The following is a 16,384-nucleotide window of genomic DNA, read 5'->3' on the forward strand; positions in this document are numbered from 1 at the left end:
CCGTTCTAAACGTTAGGGTCTAATCTCAGATTAGCTCATCGATCGGCTTTGAAAAGCTGATTTAACAATCCCACGCTATATTGAGCCGCTGGGTCGAATCGACGATATGCGGCCAGTCTGACGCGTCCGGGGGCGGGACCTTGGCCCTCAGCCCAACCGATGACAGGACTGCCGCTCGGCTCGATAACCAGCCTTTCGCAATCCGCCCCTGACTGGAACGCCATGACCCGCGCCACCGAGACCAAAAAAACCGCCGCGGGCGACGACCTCGCCATCGGCTCGAATGCGCCGACGCGGAGCGGACGCTGGAGCGGGCGATCGGCGTCCAGATCAGGCGCATGCGCCGGAGCAACGACCTTTCGATCGCCGATCTCGCCGGCGCGGCCGCGCTTTCGTCGGGCATGCTCTCTAAGATCGAGGGCGCGGCCGCGCTTTCGTCGGGCATGCTCTCTAAGATCGAGAACGGACAGATCGGGGCGTACTGTTGAGGCTGAACGCGATCCCGGGCGGCGCGCTGCGTGCCGATCTCGACTTTGTTGGCGGTCAAGACTCATGCCGGCGGCGAATTCATTGGCCCACCCTCCACGCGGAGTTAGAGTCCGGCCCTGACGAGTGCGGACTGATGAAGCGAGCAAGGTTCGCAAAGGAACAGATCATCGGGCTGCCGAAGGAGCATGAGGCTGGGGCGAAGAGCGCCGACCTTGCCTGCAAGCATAGTCTCGCGCTTGGCGACCGTCGCCGCGTCGTCGATCTCACTGATTCGCTGCCAGTAGGCGTCGGCCGACAGGGCGACAGCCTAGCGTTTCGAAAGGCGCCCGGGACCCTCTCTGACCGCCTTCCAGTGCCGGAGGAGGGCCTCATGGGCCTCCGCATAGGGCAGGGCCACCTCATCGGGGGCGGAGGTGCAGGCCAACCTCGACATAGCCAGCGCTGATCGCGACCGGCATTCGCCTGCCCCCGATGGGCAGGACGACGTGTCGGCGCACCTGATCGACGATATCAGCGGGGACGCGCACCTTGAGGAGCCAGTTGGATACCCGCTTGATCAGTCTGGCCATCCGGAGGGCCATTGAGTGAGCTTCCTGGGTGAAAGTGGACCTCAAGGATACCCTCTTTTTCACTTAACCCCCGGAGGACAAACAGGAAGAAAAGTGGTGCCCAGGAGAGGACTCGAACCTCCACGACCGTTAAGCCACTGGCACCTGAAGCCAGCGCGTCTACCAATTCCGCCACCTGGGCTCGAAGGCCTTGGCCGTCGAGAGGAGGCGAGACATAAGGGGGGAGGTCCCGCCTTGTCAACGCCTTCCCATGCCGCTTGCGAAGAAAGATTGCCGGATCAGCGTTCGTGCGGTGGATAACTTTTCGCCGGGCCGGTCCGCCCGTCGTTGCCGCGGCCCCGGCGGCTGATTCCCCATTCGCAGGCCTGTTTCCAAGCGGTGGTGCGTCACCGAAACCGCCCGACGCGACGCCGGGCGGCCCGTGACGGCCCCGCGGGCCGGTCTCAGCTGTTGGTGAAGTTGGGCGCGCGCTTCTCGGAGAAGGCAGCCATGCCTTCCTTCTGGTCCGCCAAAGCGAACTGGGCATGGAACACCCGGCGCTCGAAGCGGATGCCTTCCGAAAGCGTGGTCTCGTACGACCGATTGACGCTTTCCTTGGTCATCATGGCCACCGGCAGCGACATGGCGGCGATGGTGGCGGCGACCTTCAGCGCCTCGTCCACCAGCTCGGCCGCCGGCACGATGCGCGAGACGAGGCCCGCGCGCTCGGCCTCCTCCGCCCCCATCATGCGGCCCGTGAGGCACATTTCCATGGCCTTCGCCTTGCCAACGAAACGCGTGAGGCGCTGCGTGCCGCCGGCGCCGGGCATGACGCCGAGCTTGATTTCCGGCTGGCCGAACTTGGCCGTATCCGCCGCCAGGATGAAATCGCAGCTCATGGCCAGTTCGCAGCCCCCGCCGAGCGCGAAGCCGGCCACCGCCGCGATCACCGGCTTGCGGGCGCGCGAGAGACGCTCCCAGGAGGTGATGAAATCATCCAGATAGGTGGCGGGATAGGTGAAGTCCTTCATCTCCTTGATGTCGGCGCCCGCGGCGAACGCGCGCTCCGATCCGGTGAGGACCATGCAGCCGATTTCACGGTCCGCCTCGAAGATATCCACGGCCTCGTTCAGCTCGCGGATGATCTGCGCATTCAGCGCGTTCAAGGCCTGCGGCCGGTTGAGGCGGATCAGGCCCACGCGGCCGTGGGTTTCCACCAAGATGGTCTCATACGCCATTCTTCATCCTCCCTCGCGCGCGGGCTTGAAGCGCACGCGGCGCCCCTGCTGTAGCATCCAAGCGCGAGGCGCCCAATGCCCGGAACGGCCCGCGCGCCTGACGGATTCGGCCAGAAGCTTGGGACGCCGGGACTAGCGCTGGCAGGTGGCGCAGAAGAAGGTAGAGCGGGCGCCTTGCACGATGCGCTGGACTGTGCCCTTGCAATGGCGCGTGGGGCACGGCTCGCCCTCCCGGTCGTAGACCCGGAAGGCATGCTGGAAATAGCCAAGCTCGCCATTCACCTGCCGATGGTCGCGCAGGCTCGATCCGCCGGCCTGAATGGCCTCGCGCAGAACGTCGCGGATCGCCGTCACCAGGCGCTCGCCGCGCACCGTCGGGCCGCCCGCCTTGGTGGCAAGGGTCGTGGCGAGGCGGCGGGGCGACAGGCGGGCGCGGTGCAGCGCCTCGCAGACATAGATGTTGCCCAGCCCGGAGACCACTTTCTGATCCAGCAGCGTCGCCTTCAGGCTGGACCGGCGCCCCGCGCACACCCGCGCCAGATGGGCGGCATGGAAGAAATTGCCCAGCGGCTCCGGCCCGAGGTTGCGCAGCAGCGGATGACTCTCCAGCCGGTCATAGGGCACCAGCAGCATGGCGCCGAAGCGGCGGGGATCATTGAAGGTGACTGTCGCGCCGCTGGAGAGGTGGAGCACCACATGATCGTGCGGCCCCGGTTCCCCGCGCGGATAATGGAAGCCGCCGGGCCGGCGCACATTGGGCCCGCCCTCGATGCGGATCGACCCCGACATGCCGAGATGCACCACCAGCACCTCGCCGCCGTCGAGATCCGCGAGGAGATATTTGGCCCGCCGACCGACGGCCTCCACGCGGCGGCCCGCGAGGCGTTCGGCGAAACTGTCCGGCAAGGGCCAGCGCAGATCCGGCCGGCGCGCTTCCACGGATTCGATTACGGCCCCTTGCAACACCGGCATAAGACCGCGGCGGACGGTCTCCACCTCGGGTAATTCGGGCATTTCTTCCTTTGCACTCCGCGGCGCTGGTGGCCCAGACATCCGCCTCGATTCGTGACGCTCCGATGAAGCTACCTGCGCGGCACGGCGAAGCAAGGTGCAATCTTGGCCGCGCACACCCGCCCGCGCACCCTCATTCGGCGGCGCCGTGGAGACCGAGCCGCAGGGAAGATTGCGCCGGCGCCGGGCCAGCGGCCGGACCCGTCCCGGCGATCCCGCCGGCGCCGTCCCCACCATTTTGCGCGGCGATCGCCTGAGCCGGCATGGGCGGCACCTCGAATTCCAGCTGCTCGAGCCGGCTGCCGCGCTTGGCGATCTTGTCGGCGGAGATCAGCACTTTCGAGACATCCTCGCCCACCTGGCCGAAATGACGGGAGAGTTCGCCCACCCGCTCGCGCAGGCGTCCCACATCGGCCACCAGCGCGCCGACCTCGGCGCGGATGCGGTCGGCCTGCTCGCGCATGCGCGCATCCTTGGAGATCGCCTGAACCAGCTGGATCGCCAGCATCAGCAGCGAGGGCGAGACCAGCACCACGCGCACACGGAAGGCGCGCTGGACGATATCGTCGAAGCTCTCGTTGATCTCGGCATAGACGGATTCGGACGGCACGAAGATCAGCGCGATGTCCTGCGTCTCCCCCGGCACCAGATAGCGTTCGGCCACGTCGTTGATATGCTTCATCATATCCTGGGTGAGGCGGGCCGCGGCCTGCTTGCGCCGCTCGGGGGTCGGCGCCTCGCGGAAGGCGGTGACGGCTTCCAGCGGAAACTTGGAATCCACCAGCAGCGGCCGGGAATCTCCCGGCAGGAATATTGCGCAGTCCGGCCGCCGGCCGTTGGAGAGCGTGTGCTGGAAGGCGAAGCTGCCCTTGGGCAGCCCGTCGGCGACGATCGCCTCCATCCGCGCCTGCCCGAACGCGCCGCGCGCCTGCTTGTTGGACAAGGTCTCGCGCAGCGAAATGACCTGGGACGACAGGTCCGTGAGGCTCTTTTCCGCCTTTTCCACCATCACCAGCCGCTCGGCCAGCTTGGTGAGGCTTTCATGGGTGGCCCGGGCGGAGGTGCTGAAGCTCTCGCCGAGGCGGTGGGAGGTTGAATCGAGCCGCTCGGAAACCGCCCGGGCCAGTTCGCTTTGCCGTTGGGAGAGCACTTCGGCCATGGTCTGGACCCGGCCGGAGGTTTCCGCCTGGATGCGGGCGAGATCGCGCAGCCGCGCTTCCATCTCCAGGGCGCGTTCGGCCGCCTCCTCCGCCTCGTCGGCGCGCTGCCGCGCGGTGCGCCGGGAGGCGAAGAGCATCAGCAACAGCAAGACAAAGACGCCGCCCGCCAGGCCGGCGAGCGCGGCACCGACGGTTATGGGTTGACCTGCGAGGAAAAACAGCACGTCGCTCATCAGCTTCCATACCTCGATTCTTGCACCGAACAAAGCGCGAACATGTTGACGCCGCGCCGGCCTTCGCCTATCTGCGTTTCATGTCCATTCGCCCGATCCTCATCATCCCGGAACCCAAGCTGCGGCTCATCTCCGAACCGGTCGCCAAGATCGATCACGAGGTGAAGACGCTGGTCGCCGACATGTTCGAGACCATGTACGACGCGCCCGGCATCGGGCTCGCGGCGGTGCAGGTGGGCGTGATGCGGCGCGTGGTGACCATCGATGCGACCCGCGAAGGCGAGGAGAAGAAGCCTCTCGCCTTGATCAATCCGGAAATTATCGCCTCTTCGGACGAACTTTCGGTCTACAGCGAAGGCTGTCTCTCGATCCCGGAATATTACGAGGAGGTCGAGCGGCCGGCGCGGGTGACGGTGCGGTTCCAGACCCTCGACGGCGCGACCGTCGAGACCGAGGCGGACGGCCTGTTCGCGACCTGCATCCAGCACGAGATCGACCATCTCAACGGCGTGCTGTTCATCGACCATCTGTCCAAGCTCAAGCGCGACCGCGTGACCAAGAAGTTCGCCAAGGCCGCCCGCCGGGAGGCCGAGGGCTGAGCCGCCGGGGCCGGGCGCCGGCGGCTTCCGCATTGCCGCGTCCCCGCCCCTTGCCCGAGAACGCACGACGCCGCGCTGCCACTTACGCGCGGCCCCAACCACAGCCTGCCGCATCGCCCGGCGCGGGGCGGCGGCGGAGACGAGTGTGATGCGCATCGTGTTCATGGGCACGCCGGACTTCGCGGTGCCGACCCTTTCCGAAATCGTCGCCCGCGGCCACGAGGTCGTCGCCGTCTATAGCCGCGCGCCGGCGCCGGCCGGCCGGCGGGGCCTCGACCTCACGCCCTCCCCGGTCCATGCGGTGGCGGAGAAGTTCGGCCTGCCGGTGTTCACGCCCAAGACCCTGCGCACGCCGGAGGCGGCGGAGGAGATGCGCGCCCTCAAGGCCGACGTGGCGGTGGTGGTGGCCTACGGGCTGATCCTGCCCCAGCCGATCCTGGATGCGCCGGAACTCGGCTGCCTGAACCTGCACGCCTCCCTGCTGCCGCGCTGGCGCGGGGCGGCGCCGATCCAGCGGGCGGTCATGGCGGGGGACGCGGAAACCGGCATCGCCGTCATGAAGATGGAAGCCGGGCTCGATACCGGCCCGGTCGGCCTGCTGGAGCGCGTCGCCATCGGGCCGGACATGACGTCGGGCGAATTGCACGACGCGCTGATGGTGCTCGGCGCCGACCTCATGGGGCGGGCGCTGGCGGCCCTGGAGCGGGGCGGGTTGCACTTCACGCCCCAGAACGAGGATGGCGTCCTCTACGCCGCCAAGATCGCCAAGAGCGAAGCCCGCATCGACTGGAGCCGCCCGGCGCGCGCGGTGCACAACCAGATTCGCGGCCTGTCCCCCTTTCCCGGCGCCTGGTTCCCGCTGGGCGAGGACGAGGCGCGGGTGAAGGTGCTGCGCTCGACCCTTGCCGAGGGGAGCGGCGCGCCCGGCGAGGTGCTGGGCGACGGCCTCACCCTCGCCTGCGGCGAAGGGGCGGTGCGGCTGTTGCAATTGCAGAAGGCCGGCAAGCAGCCCATGAGCGCGGACACGTTCCTGCGCGGCAACGCGTTGCCCGCCGGCACGCGGCTCGGCTGAGCGCCGTGCCCCGCTACAAGCTCACCATCGAATATGACGGCACCGCCTTCGCGGGCTGGCAGATCCAGGCCGATCTGCCGACCGTCCAAGGCGTGCTGGCCGATGCGGTGGAGCGCTTCACGGGGGTGAAGACCCATGTCGCGGGCGCGGGCCGCACCGATGCCGGCGTGCACGCCACCGGGCAGGTGGCGCATCTGGACCTTGCCCGCGACTGGCGCACCGATGTGGTGCGCGACGCGCTCACCGCCCATCTGCGGCCCCATCCGGTGGCGGTGCTCACCGCCGAGCGGGTGGCGGACGATTTCGATGCGCGCTTCTCGGCCACGAAGCGGCATTATCTCTATCGCATCGTGAACCGCCGGCCCGACCTTGCCCTGGAACGCGACCGGGCCTGGCGCGTTGCCCAGAAGCTCGATGCGCAGGCGATGCATGTCGCGGCCCAGCGCCTGCTGGGCAAGCATGATTTCACCACCTTCCGCGCCGCCGAGTGCCAGGCCGCCTCGCCTCTCAAGACCCTCGACCAGCTCGACGTGGTGCGGATCGGCGAGGAAATCCGCATCACCACCGCCGCGCGCTCGTTCCTGCACCATCAGGTGCGCTCCATGGTGGGCTCGCTCCTGCGGGTCGGCGAGGGGCGCTGGAGCGCGGACGATCTCGCCGCCGCGCTCGCCGCCCGCGACCGCACCCGGTGCGGTCCCATGGCTCCCGCCGCCGGATTGTATCTCGCCGCCGTGAGCTATTGAGGCGAGGGCGCGCCGCCCGGGTTGCGAGGCGCGCGGGGCAGGCCTGCAACCGCAGACTGAGCAGACGCGGAACAAGATGGGGGTGCCGGCACTTATGCCATTCAAGAGACGGAAAAGTGCGTTCCGCCTCAGGTGCGTGAGACCATCATGAATTTCGGCCTGCCTCTTCTCGAACGGACCTTGCTGCGTCGCGCCGGCTTCCACGCGCGTGGCACGGTGCGCGACACTGATTACGTCGTTGCCCGTGTGGCCCATGCCGCCCCCTCCAGCTGGTTGTTCTTCGACGGCGAGGAGACGGTGGACCTTTCCATGGGCACGCCCGCGATCATCCCCGGCGCCGCCTTCTTCGTCGACGAGGCCTGGCCGTTCCGCGACATCGCCGCCGCCCAGGCCCAGGCGAACCGGCTGAATACCTTCGCCCCCGGCCATGGCGATCTGTGGCGTGCCGTGGCGGTGCGTACTCTCGCCGAGGTGTAGGCCCGGACGGCCATCGGGCCTCGGGCGCGCAGTTGCCTCTGTCTTGAAACGGCTGCGCCGGCCGCGAACCGGTCGGACATTTGCGCGCGTCGGTCAGCGCGGGTCGCGCCGCGCCGCCATCGCCACCATCGCCGCGACCACCAGGGCGCCGCCGAGCATCTGCATCGGCGCCAGCCGCTCGCCCAGCAGCAGCACCGCCCCGCCCACGCCGAATACCGGGATCAGGGCCAAAAATCCGCCCGCCACCGGCGCCGGCAGGCTGCGCAGGGCGGTGAGATACAGCCACACGGCCATTGCATATTGCACCACCCCGGTGAGGACAGCGACCAGCACTGCCCCGAGCGGCGGCGCCTCCCACCGCTCCCACCCCGTGGCGAGCGCCACCGCCAGCAGCCCCAGCGCGAACAGCAGCCCCACGGTCTGCTGGAGGAGCGCGAGCGTCAGGGTCGGCAGGCCGGCCACCATGCGGCTCGACGCGACCACATAAAGCGCCGCAAAGGCGGTGCCGAGAAACACCAGCGCATCGCCCCGCAGATCGCCCGCGGCCCCCTCTCCGCCCCCGGCATCGCCCGACAGGGTGACGAGCAGAACCCCGACCATGGCGAAAGCGGAACAGCCGAGCACCCAGGCGGAAGTGCGAACGCCCAGCAGCACGAAGGCCAGCAGGCAGATCAGCACCGGCTCGGCGGTGTTCAGCACTGTCGCATTGGTGGCGCTGGTCAGCGCAAGGCCGGGAACGCTCACCCCATAGGCAAGGCCGGGTTCGAGCAGTCCGGGCCACGCCACCGAGAGCGCCCGGCCGCCCCCGGGCAGGCGACCGCCGCGCAGGAGAAATGCCATCGCCAGGAAGCCGACGCTGCCGGCCAGTTGAAGCGCCAGCATCGTGAACGGCGCCATGGTGTGCAGCACGTCCTTGGACAGGACGGTCGCCAGCCCCCAGCAGGCGGCGGACGCCGTGACCGCCGAGATGCCGAACATCGGCGTGCGCGCGCGCGCCGGCGCCGCGTCCACGCCGGTCACGGGTGCGCCGCGCTGGGCGGGGAGGCGATGCCGCTGATGCGCACCGCCTCGCATTCCACCGGGCACAGATGGCCGGGGCAGGATTTTTCATCGCACAGGCGGCAGATATGGTCGGCTTGGCGCCGGCCGGTGGTGAGGCCCGTGAGCAGCCGCGCGAGCGCCGCGCCGAACCGGGCGGTCTCCTGCGCGTCCAGCGGCGCCAGTGCTTGCGCCAGGGCTGCGCGGCGGGCCGCCAATATGGCCGCATGGCGCGCCTGCCCGGCCGCGCTCAGGCGCAGCATCACCTGCCGGCGGTCGGAGGGGGCGCTCGCGCGCTCCACCAGCCCTTCGGCCGTGAGCCCCTCCGCCAGGCGCACCACCACCGAATGCGTGAGGCCCAATATCCCCGCGAGCGTGGCGATGCTGGTGCCGGGATAAAAGCCGATCACCACCAGGGCGGCGGCGGCGCTCGGCCCGAGACCGGCGGCCTCACGCGCGGCCTCCTCCTGCGCCCCCGCCAGCGCCAGCGACAAAGCGCCGAGGAGATTTTCGACCTGAGCTCGCTCCATGCTCAATATGTATTCAGAATGAATATATTCTGTCAAGCGGATCGAGGGCGGACAATAAAAAAGGCGGGCCAAGCCCGCCTCTTTCAGAACCAGACAACCGCGCTCAGATGGCGGCGGTCATCCACTGCACCAGCTTCGCCTTGGGGGCGGCGCCGACCTGGCGGGAGGCGATCTTGCCGTCCTTGAACAGCAGCAAGGTGGGAATGGACATGATGCCGTATTTGGACGCCGTTTCCGGATTCTCGTCCACGTTCAGCTTCACGATCTTCACCTTTCCGGTCAGCTCGCCGGACACCTCATCGAGGATCGGCCCGACCATGCGGCAGGGGCCGCACCACTCGGCCCAGAAATCCACGACGACGGGCTCGCCGGACTTGAGCACGTCCTGTTCGAAACTCTGATCGGATACTTTCTCGACGGTCATGGCACACCTCGAAGGGGGCGAAGGGGGAATCCCAGTGTGAGTGCAACGTAGGTAGCCCCTCCCCCTCCCGTCAAGGCAAGTCGCGCCCTCGTGACATCTTCCGAAAGGTCACAGACGTGCGTTGCGCGCCAGGGCGGCGGCGAGCATTTCGGGCGCAAGGGCATGCACCACCGGCCCGCGCGTATAGACCACCATCGCCTCCACGGTCCGTCCGGGACAGGCGCGCCGCAGCACCTCACCATAGATGGCGAGCTGGGAAACATAGGCGCCGCCAATGTCTTCCCTGCGGGCCGGGGGCGCCGAATCGGTCTTGAAATCCGCCAGCAGGATGCGATCCGGCAAAACCGCCAGCCGGTCGATGCGCCCGGAGACCGACACCAGCCTGTCCCCCGCCGCCATCCAGCGCCCGACAATGGGCACTTCGGCAACGCTTCCCGCGCCGAACAGCTCCGCAAGGCCCGCATGCTCGAGCACGCCCAGCGCCTCCGCCACCAGGGTGTCGTGGGTGTCGCCCGGCAGGCCAGAGGCGACATGCCGCAGAAGCTGGTGCGCCGCATCGCGCCGCATCGCCGGCTCAAGACCCGCCAGCCCGGCCAGCAGGCGGTGGATCAGATCGCCCCGCAGGGTCGGATCGAGCCCGCCGCTCTCCAGGGCCGGGCGCAGTCCCGACGGAGCGGGCTGCGGAGCCGCGTCCTCCGCATGGGAGGGGCGCAGAGGCGCGGCGGGAGCGGTCGGCGCGGGCAAAGGCGCCGTGTGGATGGGCGCCGTATGGACAAGAGCCGCGCTGACCCCCGCCTGCCCCGCTCCCGGCTCGCCCGCAACCGCCGACAGCGGCGGCGCGGCGCGGGCGGGCGCGAACCCCTCGCCCTTGCGCCAGCGCAGCACCGGGCCTTGCGCATACGGCGCCTCCACCTCCACCGCCTCCTCGGCGAGCGCGTCGCGCACGAGGTCGTACCAGCAGCCCTCGGGGCGCGCGTGCGCCTTGTCCTTACCGGGAAGGCGGGTCTCGGCGCCGCAGACGATCACCGCATCCTCCGCCCGCGTCAGCGCCACATAGAGCAGCCGGCGATATTCCTCGCGCTCGCGTTCCAGTGCCGCGCCGCGCGCGAGGCCGAGCACCGCGGGGCCGTCCTCCTTGCGCCCGGCGAGGATGGGAACGATGCCGCCCGCCCCGTCCGGCACCGGCAGCAGGCCGCCGGCGGTGCGCGACTTGGGCACGTCCACCGTATCGGCGAGGATCACGATCGGCGCCTCCAGGCCCTTGGCGCCGTGCACGGTCATGACGCGCACTTCGTCGCGCCCGCTCTCCATGTCGCGCTTGGTCTCCGCCCCGCCGCGCCGCAGGAAGGCGAGGAAACCCGCGAGCGTCGCCGGCTCGGTGCTCTCATAGGTGCGCGCGAGCGCCATGAATTCGTCCAGCACGTCCGCCGCCTCCGGCCCGAGGCGCGCGAGCATGGCGCGGCGCCCGCCGTCGCGGCCGAGCACGCGGGCATAGAAATCGAACGGCCGCAGCAGCGGGGCTTCCCCGCGCCATGTCTCCAGCCGCGCCGCGGCCGCCGCCCAATGGGCATGGCGCCCCGCCGCGCCGGCCAGCGCATCGCCGAGCCGCCCGGCCCGCGGCGGGCACAGCGCGATCAGGTCCTCGTCGGTGAAGCCGAACAGCGGGCTTTTCAGCGCGCTGGCCAAGGCGAGGTCATCGTCGGGCGAAAGCAGCGCATCGCCCAGTGCCATCAGATCGAGGGCGGCGATATGGTCGGCGATCACGAGCCGGTCGGCACCGGCCACGTCCACGCCGGGACCGGCGGTCTTCAACGCGCGGATCACGGCCTCGAACAGCCGTCCGCGCCGGCGCACCAGAACCAGCACGTCGCGCGCCTGCATGGCCCGCCCCCCGCGCGCGGGAATGGCGAGGCGCTCCGCGATGCCCGCCCGCACGAAGGCGGCGATGCGCTGGGCGAGCTGGTTCACCGGGTCGTCGGCGGACACCGCATCGAGCGGACGGCGCCAGTCGTCCACCTTGGGCTTGGGCGCCGGCACGGTGGTGGGCCACACTTCCACGAGCGAGGGCGCATCGGCGCGGATGGCGGCATGGACGGGCGGGGCATTGTCGCCGGTGAGGCCGCGCCGCGCCGCCGCATCGGCGAAGATGCGGTCCACCGCCTCCAGCACGCCGGGCGCCGAGCGGAACGAATGGGGCAGGCGCACGTTGCGGAAATCCTCGGGCCCGGCCGCGCCGGCGAAGCGCGCATGCATGTCGCCGAAGGTGCGCGGATCGGCGCCCTGGAAGGAGAAGATGGACTGCTTCTCGTCCCCCACCACGAACAGGGTGCGCGTCAGCCCCTCGCGCGCGCCCTCACCGGAGAAGAAATCGGCGATCAGGCCCTCGACCACTTTCCATTGCTCGGGGCTCGTATCCTGCGCCTCGTCCACCAGCACATGGTCGATGCCGCGATCCAGCTTGAAATGCACCCAGGAGGCCGGCACCCGGTTCAGCAATTCGGCGGTGCGGCCGATGAGATCGTCGAAATCCAGCAGGCCGCGCTGGGCCTTCTCGCGCGCATAGCGGCGGCAGGCTTCCGCGCCCAGCGTCAAGGCGGCGTCCGTGCGCGCCAGCGTCTCCGCCGCGCGCAGGCGATCCAGCAGCCCGCCGATGCGCTCCTTCTCCAGATCGAGCCGATCGCACAGTTCGGGATAGAGGCCGCGCACGCCTTTCGTGAGAAAGCGCGAGGCGGCGCGCGGCTCGGATTTGTCGGTGAGAAAAACCCCGAGATAAGCCGGCAGCGCCTCGGCCTCGGAGCCCGCGACGGCTGCGAGCGCGAATTGTTCGCCCAATGCCTGGTCGGTCTTTGCGCCCTCGCGCAGGCAGGCGGCGATGCTGGCCCATTCGCTGCGCGGCACATGCGGGCTGGCCAGCATCTCTCGCCGCACCCGCTCGGGCGTGTCGTCCGGCGCGACGCCCAGAACCCGCGCCACCGCCGCGCGCCGCGCGTCCGCGTCCCCGCCCAGCGGCTCGATGAGCGCGCGCGCATCCACCGCCGCTTCCAGCAGCGCATCGACGCCGGAATCCGACAAGGTTTCGATCAGCGCAGACAGCGCGCGGCCGAGGCGGCTCGCGGGCGCCGATGTTGCCTCCACGATCAGCTCGGCGCGGATGCGCGCCATCAGATCGAGCCGGCCGGCATCGTCCAGTTCGGAGAAGCCGGCCGCGACCCCGGCCTCGAAGGGAAAGCGATGCAGGAGCCCGCCGCAGAAGGCGTGGATGGTCTGGATCTTCAGCCCGCCGGGCGTCTCCAGCGCCGCTGCGAACAGCCGCCGCGCCCGCGCGCGCAGATCGCCATTGGGCGGGCGGTCGTCGATGCGGACCAGCTCCGCGTTCAGCTCTCCATCCGAAAGCCCGACCCAGCGGCCGAGAATGTCCAGCACGCGGTTCGCCATATTGGCCGCCGCCGCCTTGGTATAGGTCAGGCACAGGATGCGGCCCGGCGGCGTGCCGGACAGCAGCAGGCGGATCACCCGCTGCGCCAGCACATGGGTCTTGCCCGACCCGGCATTTGCCGAAACCCAGGCCGAGGTCTGCGGATGGGAGGCTTCCCCCTGCCGGCGGGTGGCATCGGCCTTGGCGGCATTGGCGATCTGCCCGGCCGCGCCCGGATCGACGGCGCTCATGCCTCGCCCTCCTCGCCGCCGCCGAGCGCCCATTCGCGCACCCGCGCCAGATGGTCGTAAACCCCGAAGCGCCCTTGCCACTGAGGCGCGGCGAGTGCGCGATAGCCCTGGTTCGGATCCTCGAAGGCGAGCAGGAGCTCCTTCAGCCGCGCCAACGCATCCTCCGCCATCTGAGTGGCGGTGGTGTCCTTGTGCACGCCCGCCTTCTCGCGGCCGGGCTCCGCGCCGCCCTTCAGCTCCACATAGCGGAAATCCTCCACCTCAGCCGGCGGCACGTTTTTGAACGCGCCGCGCGCGGCCATGGCGGCTTCCAACGGCAATTGGGGCGAAAAGCTCGCGCCCTGCCGCGTGCTCGGCGCCGTGCCGGTCTTGTAATCAAGGATCGACAGCCGTCCGTCCTTGCGCAGCTCGATGCGGTCGGCGCGGCCTGTGAGACGGAACGGCCCCCGCGTCAGCGCGATCTCCAGGCGGCCGGAGACTTCCGGCACCACCCGCCGCAGCGCCGCGCGGCGCTCGCGCTCGAAGGCCACCACCCAGCCGGCGACACGCTCGAACCGTGTCCACCACACCGCATGTTCGGCGGGATAAACCGCGAGCGGCGCGAACGCCGCCCGGCCGTGCGCCAGAAGCTGGTCGAGCGCGTCCGGCGGCAAATCCTCGGGAAAGGCGGCGGTGAAGGTGCCGAGCGCCGCATGCAAGGCACTGCCCCGCTCCGCCCCGCCCGGTGCCGCGTCCAGCGGATCGAGCGGCCGCAGGCGCAGCACGTGGCGCGCGAAGATGGAATAGGGATCGCGCAGGAAGGTCTCGATCTCCGTGACGCTGAGCTGGCGCGGCCGCAGCTCCAGCGGCGGCGCGGGCGCCGGCTGTTCGGCGCGCGGCACGCTCGCGCCCCGGTCGAGGCCGGCGGCGGCAACCCGCCAGCCCTCGCCGCGCGCCCGCACCAGCGCCCAGCGGTCCTTGCCCGCCACGGTGGCGAGCCGCTGCAGAAAGCGGGAGGCGACGGTCTGCGTGCCCGCGACCTTGCCGGGATAGGTCAGGATCACCTCGCGCGCGCCGAACCCCTGCACGAAGTCGTGGGCGGACAGGCCGATGCGCCGTTCCGGCAAATCGAGCCCCAGTTCGCTGCGCATGGGCCGGCTCAGCCAGGGATCGGAGCGGGTCTGCGGCGGCCACGCGCCTTCCACCAGTCCGCCGAGAATGACCCGGTCCACATGGATCAACCGCGCTTCCAGCGGGCCGAGAATGCGCACCTGCTCCTGCGCCTGCCGGGGCGGGCGCACCATCTGGTCCGCGAACAGGGCGGCGACGGTCTCGGCATAATCTTCAAGCCGCAGCGCCGGGCCGTCGGCCGCGCCGGCCGCGATCTCCGCGAAGGCGAGGGCAAGCGCGACGTGGGCGGGGTCTTCGTCGGCGGCGTCGAGCGGGCCGGCCATGGCCTCGACGGCCGCGCGATGGGCGGCGACCAGATCCGGCAGCGGCGCCTTTCCGGTGCAGGCGAACAGCGGCGCCAGCGCCGCGCCGAGCCGCGCCACCAGATCGGAGGCCGCCGCGAGGCCCGCATCATCGACCCTACGGCGCGGGTCGCCCTCGCGCAGGGAAGCAGGATCGAACGCGGCGACGGTTGCTGCCAGCCCGGCAGTGCCGGCGCGCGGACGCGGACCGCGCAGGGCGACCAGTTCCAGCGCCGCCACCGCCGCGCGCTTGTCCTCCGCCTCAAGGCCGAACCGTGCCATGGGATGGGTCAGAAGCGCGAACAGCGGCCCCGGCGCGCAGGCCTCCGCCGCCGCCCGCGCGACAAGCCGCGCCAGCCGGCCGGGGGCGGTCTCGGCGAGCGGCACGCCGGCGGAATCATCGATGGAGAGGCCGAAGCGGTTCAATTCCGCGGCGACCCGCCGCGCGAGATCGCGATCCGGCGTCACCAGGGCCGCCGTCTCGCCCGGACGCTCCAGCGTGTCGCGCAGCACCAGGGCGATGGCGAGCGCTTCCTCGCGCGGATCGGCGGCGGCGATCAGCGCCAGCCCCTCCAGCGCGGCATCGCGGGCCGAATCCGGCAGGCGGGTCGCGAGCGAGGTCCAGCGGTCTGTGGTTTCCGATTGCCGCATGGCCTCGCTGAGCAGCCGTTCGCGCCCGTTCTGCCGGCGCGGTCCCAGCTCCACCACATCGCGCCGCGCGACGCCGAGCTGGGGCAGCAGATGGGCAAGGCCGTATTGCGGATGGTCGGGCGCCAGAGTCGCCGGTGCGGTGAGCATGGCGAAGGCGTCGTCTTCCGCGTCGAGATCGAGGCCCGGCAGCACCACGGCGCCCTTCGGCAAGCGGGCGATGGCCGCCAGCAGCCGCGCGGTGGCCGGCAGCGAGCCGGTGGAGCCGGCGGCGATCACCGGCCCCGCCGCAATGCCGAGCCGGGCGAGGCGTGCCGCTTCCGCCCCCACCAGCACGTCGCGCCGCACCGCCGGCTCCACCAGCTCCAGGGCGTCGAGATGGGCAAGCCAGGCGCGGCGGGCGATGCGCAGGAAATCCAGGCTGATCTCGAAATAGCGGTCGTGTTCCTCGGGCGCGAGACCGTCCAGCCGCTCCCATGCGACGCCGGCCGTGCTCATCTGGTCGAACAGGCGGCCGAGCTCGTCGGCGAGCGCGACGGTCGCCGCCGGACCCGCCGCCACCGCCGCCTGCCCCGCCCCTTCGGCCAAGGCATCGCGCCAGCGCTCCACCAAGGCGGCGAGCGCCACCCGCCGGTGCACGCTCGCCACCGCACGCGGCGGCGCGAGCAAAGGCGCCTCCTCGGCGAACGCGAGCGCGTCCTCGTCCACATCGCCGAGCGGCACGATGCGCGGCAGCAGCAGGGCGTCGGCGCCGCTCGCCTCCAGCAGGGCGTCCGCAAACATGCGCCCCGCTCGGCGGGTGGGCAGATAGAGCGTCGCCGACGCGAGCGCCAAAGGATCGCCGCGCGGCGCGAAACCGGGCACCAAGTCCCCATCCAGCAAGGCGCGCGCCAGCGTGGGCAGGAACGGCGCCGAAGTGGGGATGGAGAAAACCTGCGTCATGACCACCCGAGGACCGCGCGCCGCCGAGAGCGCGCGTCTCCACCATTCACGCTGGGCCAGCGAGTCGCAAGCACCGAGGGTCCGGCCGGGGCGACGCACGGCGGTCGCGGGCCCG

General features: G+C 70.5%; 14 protein-coding genes and 1 tRNA gene. 5 read left to right on the forward strand and 10 right to left on the reverse strand.

All coding sequences use genetic code 11. The annotated features are described in order from the left end of the window. Positions 1 to 338 precede the first annotated feature (338 nt). Positions 339 to 488, forward strand: a complete 150-nt coding sequence (locus V5F84_RS17160) for a hypothetical protein (RefSeq protein ID WP_394041332.1) — start codon at positions 339 to 341, stop codon at positions 486 to 488. 399 nt (positions 489 to 887) lie between these two features. Here V5F84_RS17160 and V5F84_RS17165 read toward each other — a convergent pair whose 3' ends face one another. The 5 genes from V5F84_RS17165 to V5F84_RS17185 all read right to left on the reverse strand — a co-directional run bounded on the left by V5F84_RS17165 (position 888) and on the right by V5F84_RS17185 (position 4,679). Then, the gene (locus tag V5F84_RS17165; protein ID WP_394041752.1) at positions 888 to 1,070 is read right to left on the reverse strand and encodes a hypothetical protein; all 183 of its coding nucleotides are present in this window, start codon (positions 1,068 to 1,070) and stop codon (positions 888 to 890) included. An 82-nt stretch (positions 1,071 to 1,152) separates the two neighbouring features. Beyond that, a tRNA-Leu gene (locus tag V5F84_RS17170) sits at positions 1,153 to 1,239 on the reverse strand. 262 nt (positions 1,240 to 1,501) lie between these two features. After that, entirely contained in the window at positions 1,502 to 2,275 is a 774-nt protein-coding gene (locus V5F84_RS17175; RefSeq protein WP_394041333.1) for an enoyl-CoA hydratase, read from the reverse strand. Between the two features lie 132 nt (positions 2,276 to 2,407). After that, positions 2,408 to 3,289, reverse strand: a complete 882-nt coding sequence (gene mutM, locus V5F84_RS17180) for a bifunctional DNA-formamidopyrimidine glycosylase/DNA-(apurinic or apyrimidinic site) lyase (protein WP_394041334.1) — start codon at positions 3,287 to 3,289, stop codon at positions 2,408 to 2,410. A 130-nt stretch (positions 3,290 to 3,419) separates the two neighbouring features. Then, positions 3,420 to 4,679, reverse strand: coding sequence for a DNA recombination protein RmuC (locus tag V5F84_RS17185; protein ID WP_394041335.1), 1,260 nt, complete (start codon positions 4,677 to 4,679; stop codon positions 3,420 to 3,422). A gap of 80 nt (positions 4,680 to 4,759) precedes the next feature. On the opposite strand from V5F84_RS17185, the gene def reads away from it, so the two are divergent. From def to V5F84_RS17205, 4 genes are all read left to right on the forward strand, one after another. Next, entirely contained in the window at positions 4,760 to 5,278 is a 519-nt protein-coding gene (gene def, locus V5F84_RS17190) for a peptide deformylase (protein ID WP_394041336.1), read from the forward strand. Positions 5,279 to 5,426: 148 nt separating this feature from the next. After that, complete coding sequence (fmt, locus tag V5F84_RS17195) at positions 5,427 to 6,350, forward strand: methionyl-tRNA formyltransferase (protein WP_394041337.1); 924 nt, start codon at positions 5,427 to 5,429, stop codon at positions 6,348 to 6,350. 5 nt (positions 6,351 to 6,355) lie between these two features. Further along, entirely contained in the window at positions 6,356 to 7,093 is a 738-nt protein-coding gene (gene truA / locus V5F84_RS17200) for a tRNA pseudouridine(38-40) synthase TruA (RefSeq protein WP_394041338.1), read from the forward strand. Positions 7,094 to 7,240: 147 nt separating this feature from the next. Continuing rightward, the gene (locus V5F84_RS17205; RefSeq protein WP_394041339.1) at positions 7,241 to 7,570 is read left to right on the forward strand and encodes a hypothetical protein; all 330 of its coding nucleotides are present in this window, start codon (positions 7,241 to 7,243) and stop codon (positions 7,568 to 7,570) included. Between the two features lie 93 nt (positions 7,571 to 7,663). Here V5F84_RS17205 and V5F84_RS17210 read toward each other — a convergent pair whose 3' ends face one another. From V5F84_RS17210 to addB, 5 genes are all read right to left on the reverse strand, one after another. Continuing rightward, positions 7,664 to 8,590 carry a DMT family transporter gene (locus V5F84_RS17210; protein WP_394041340.1) on the reverse strand — a complete coding sequence of 309 codons (927 nt, stop codon included), beginning with the start codon at positions 8,588 to 8,590 and terminating at the stop codon, positions 7,664 to 7,666. Next, positions 8,587 to 9,138 carry a MarR family winged helix-turn-helix transcriptional regulator gene (locus V5F84_RS17215; protein ID WP_394041341.1) on the reverse strand — a complete coding sequence of 184 codons (552 nt, stop codon included), beginning with the start codon at positions 9,136 to 9,138 and terminating at the stop codon, positions 8,587 to 8,589. Before V5F84_RS17215 ends, V5F84_RS17210 begins: the two co-directional genes overlap by 4 nt. A 103-nt stretch (positions 9,139 to 9,241) precedes the next feature. After that, the gene (trxA, locus tag V5F84_RS17220; protein ID WP_394041342.1) at positions 9,242 to 9,562 is read right to left on the reverse strand and encodes a thioredoxin; all 321 of its coding nucleotides are present in this window, start codon (positions 9,560 to 9,562) and stop codon (positions 9,242 to 9,244) included. A gap of 108 nt (positions 9,563 to 9,670) precedes the next feature. After that, positions 9,671 to 13,228 carry a double-strand break repair helicase AddA gene (gene addA / locus V5F84_RS17225; protein ID WP_394041343.1) on the reverse strand — a complete coding sequence of 1,186 codons (3,558 nt, stop codon included), beginning with the start codon at positions 13,226 to 13,228 and terminating at the stop codon, positions 9,671 to 9,673. Further along, on the reverse strand, positions 13,225 to 16,269 hold the full coding sequence (gene addB, locus V5F84_RS17230; protein ID WP_394041344.1) for a double-strand break repair protein AddB: 3,045 nt from the start codon (positions 16,267 to 16,269) through the stop codon (positions 13,225 to 13,227). Before addB ends, addA begins: the two co-directional genes overlap by 4 nt. Positions 16,270 to 16,384: the final 115 nt, after the last annotated feature.

This window comes from Roseixanthobacter liquoris, assembly GCF_043195135.2.
Lineage (GTDB): Bacteria > Pseudomonadota > Alphaproteobacteria > Rhizobiales > Xanthobacteraceae > NCEH01.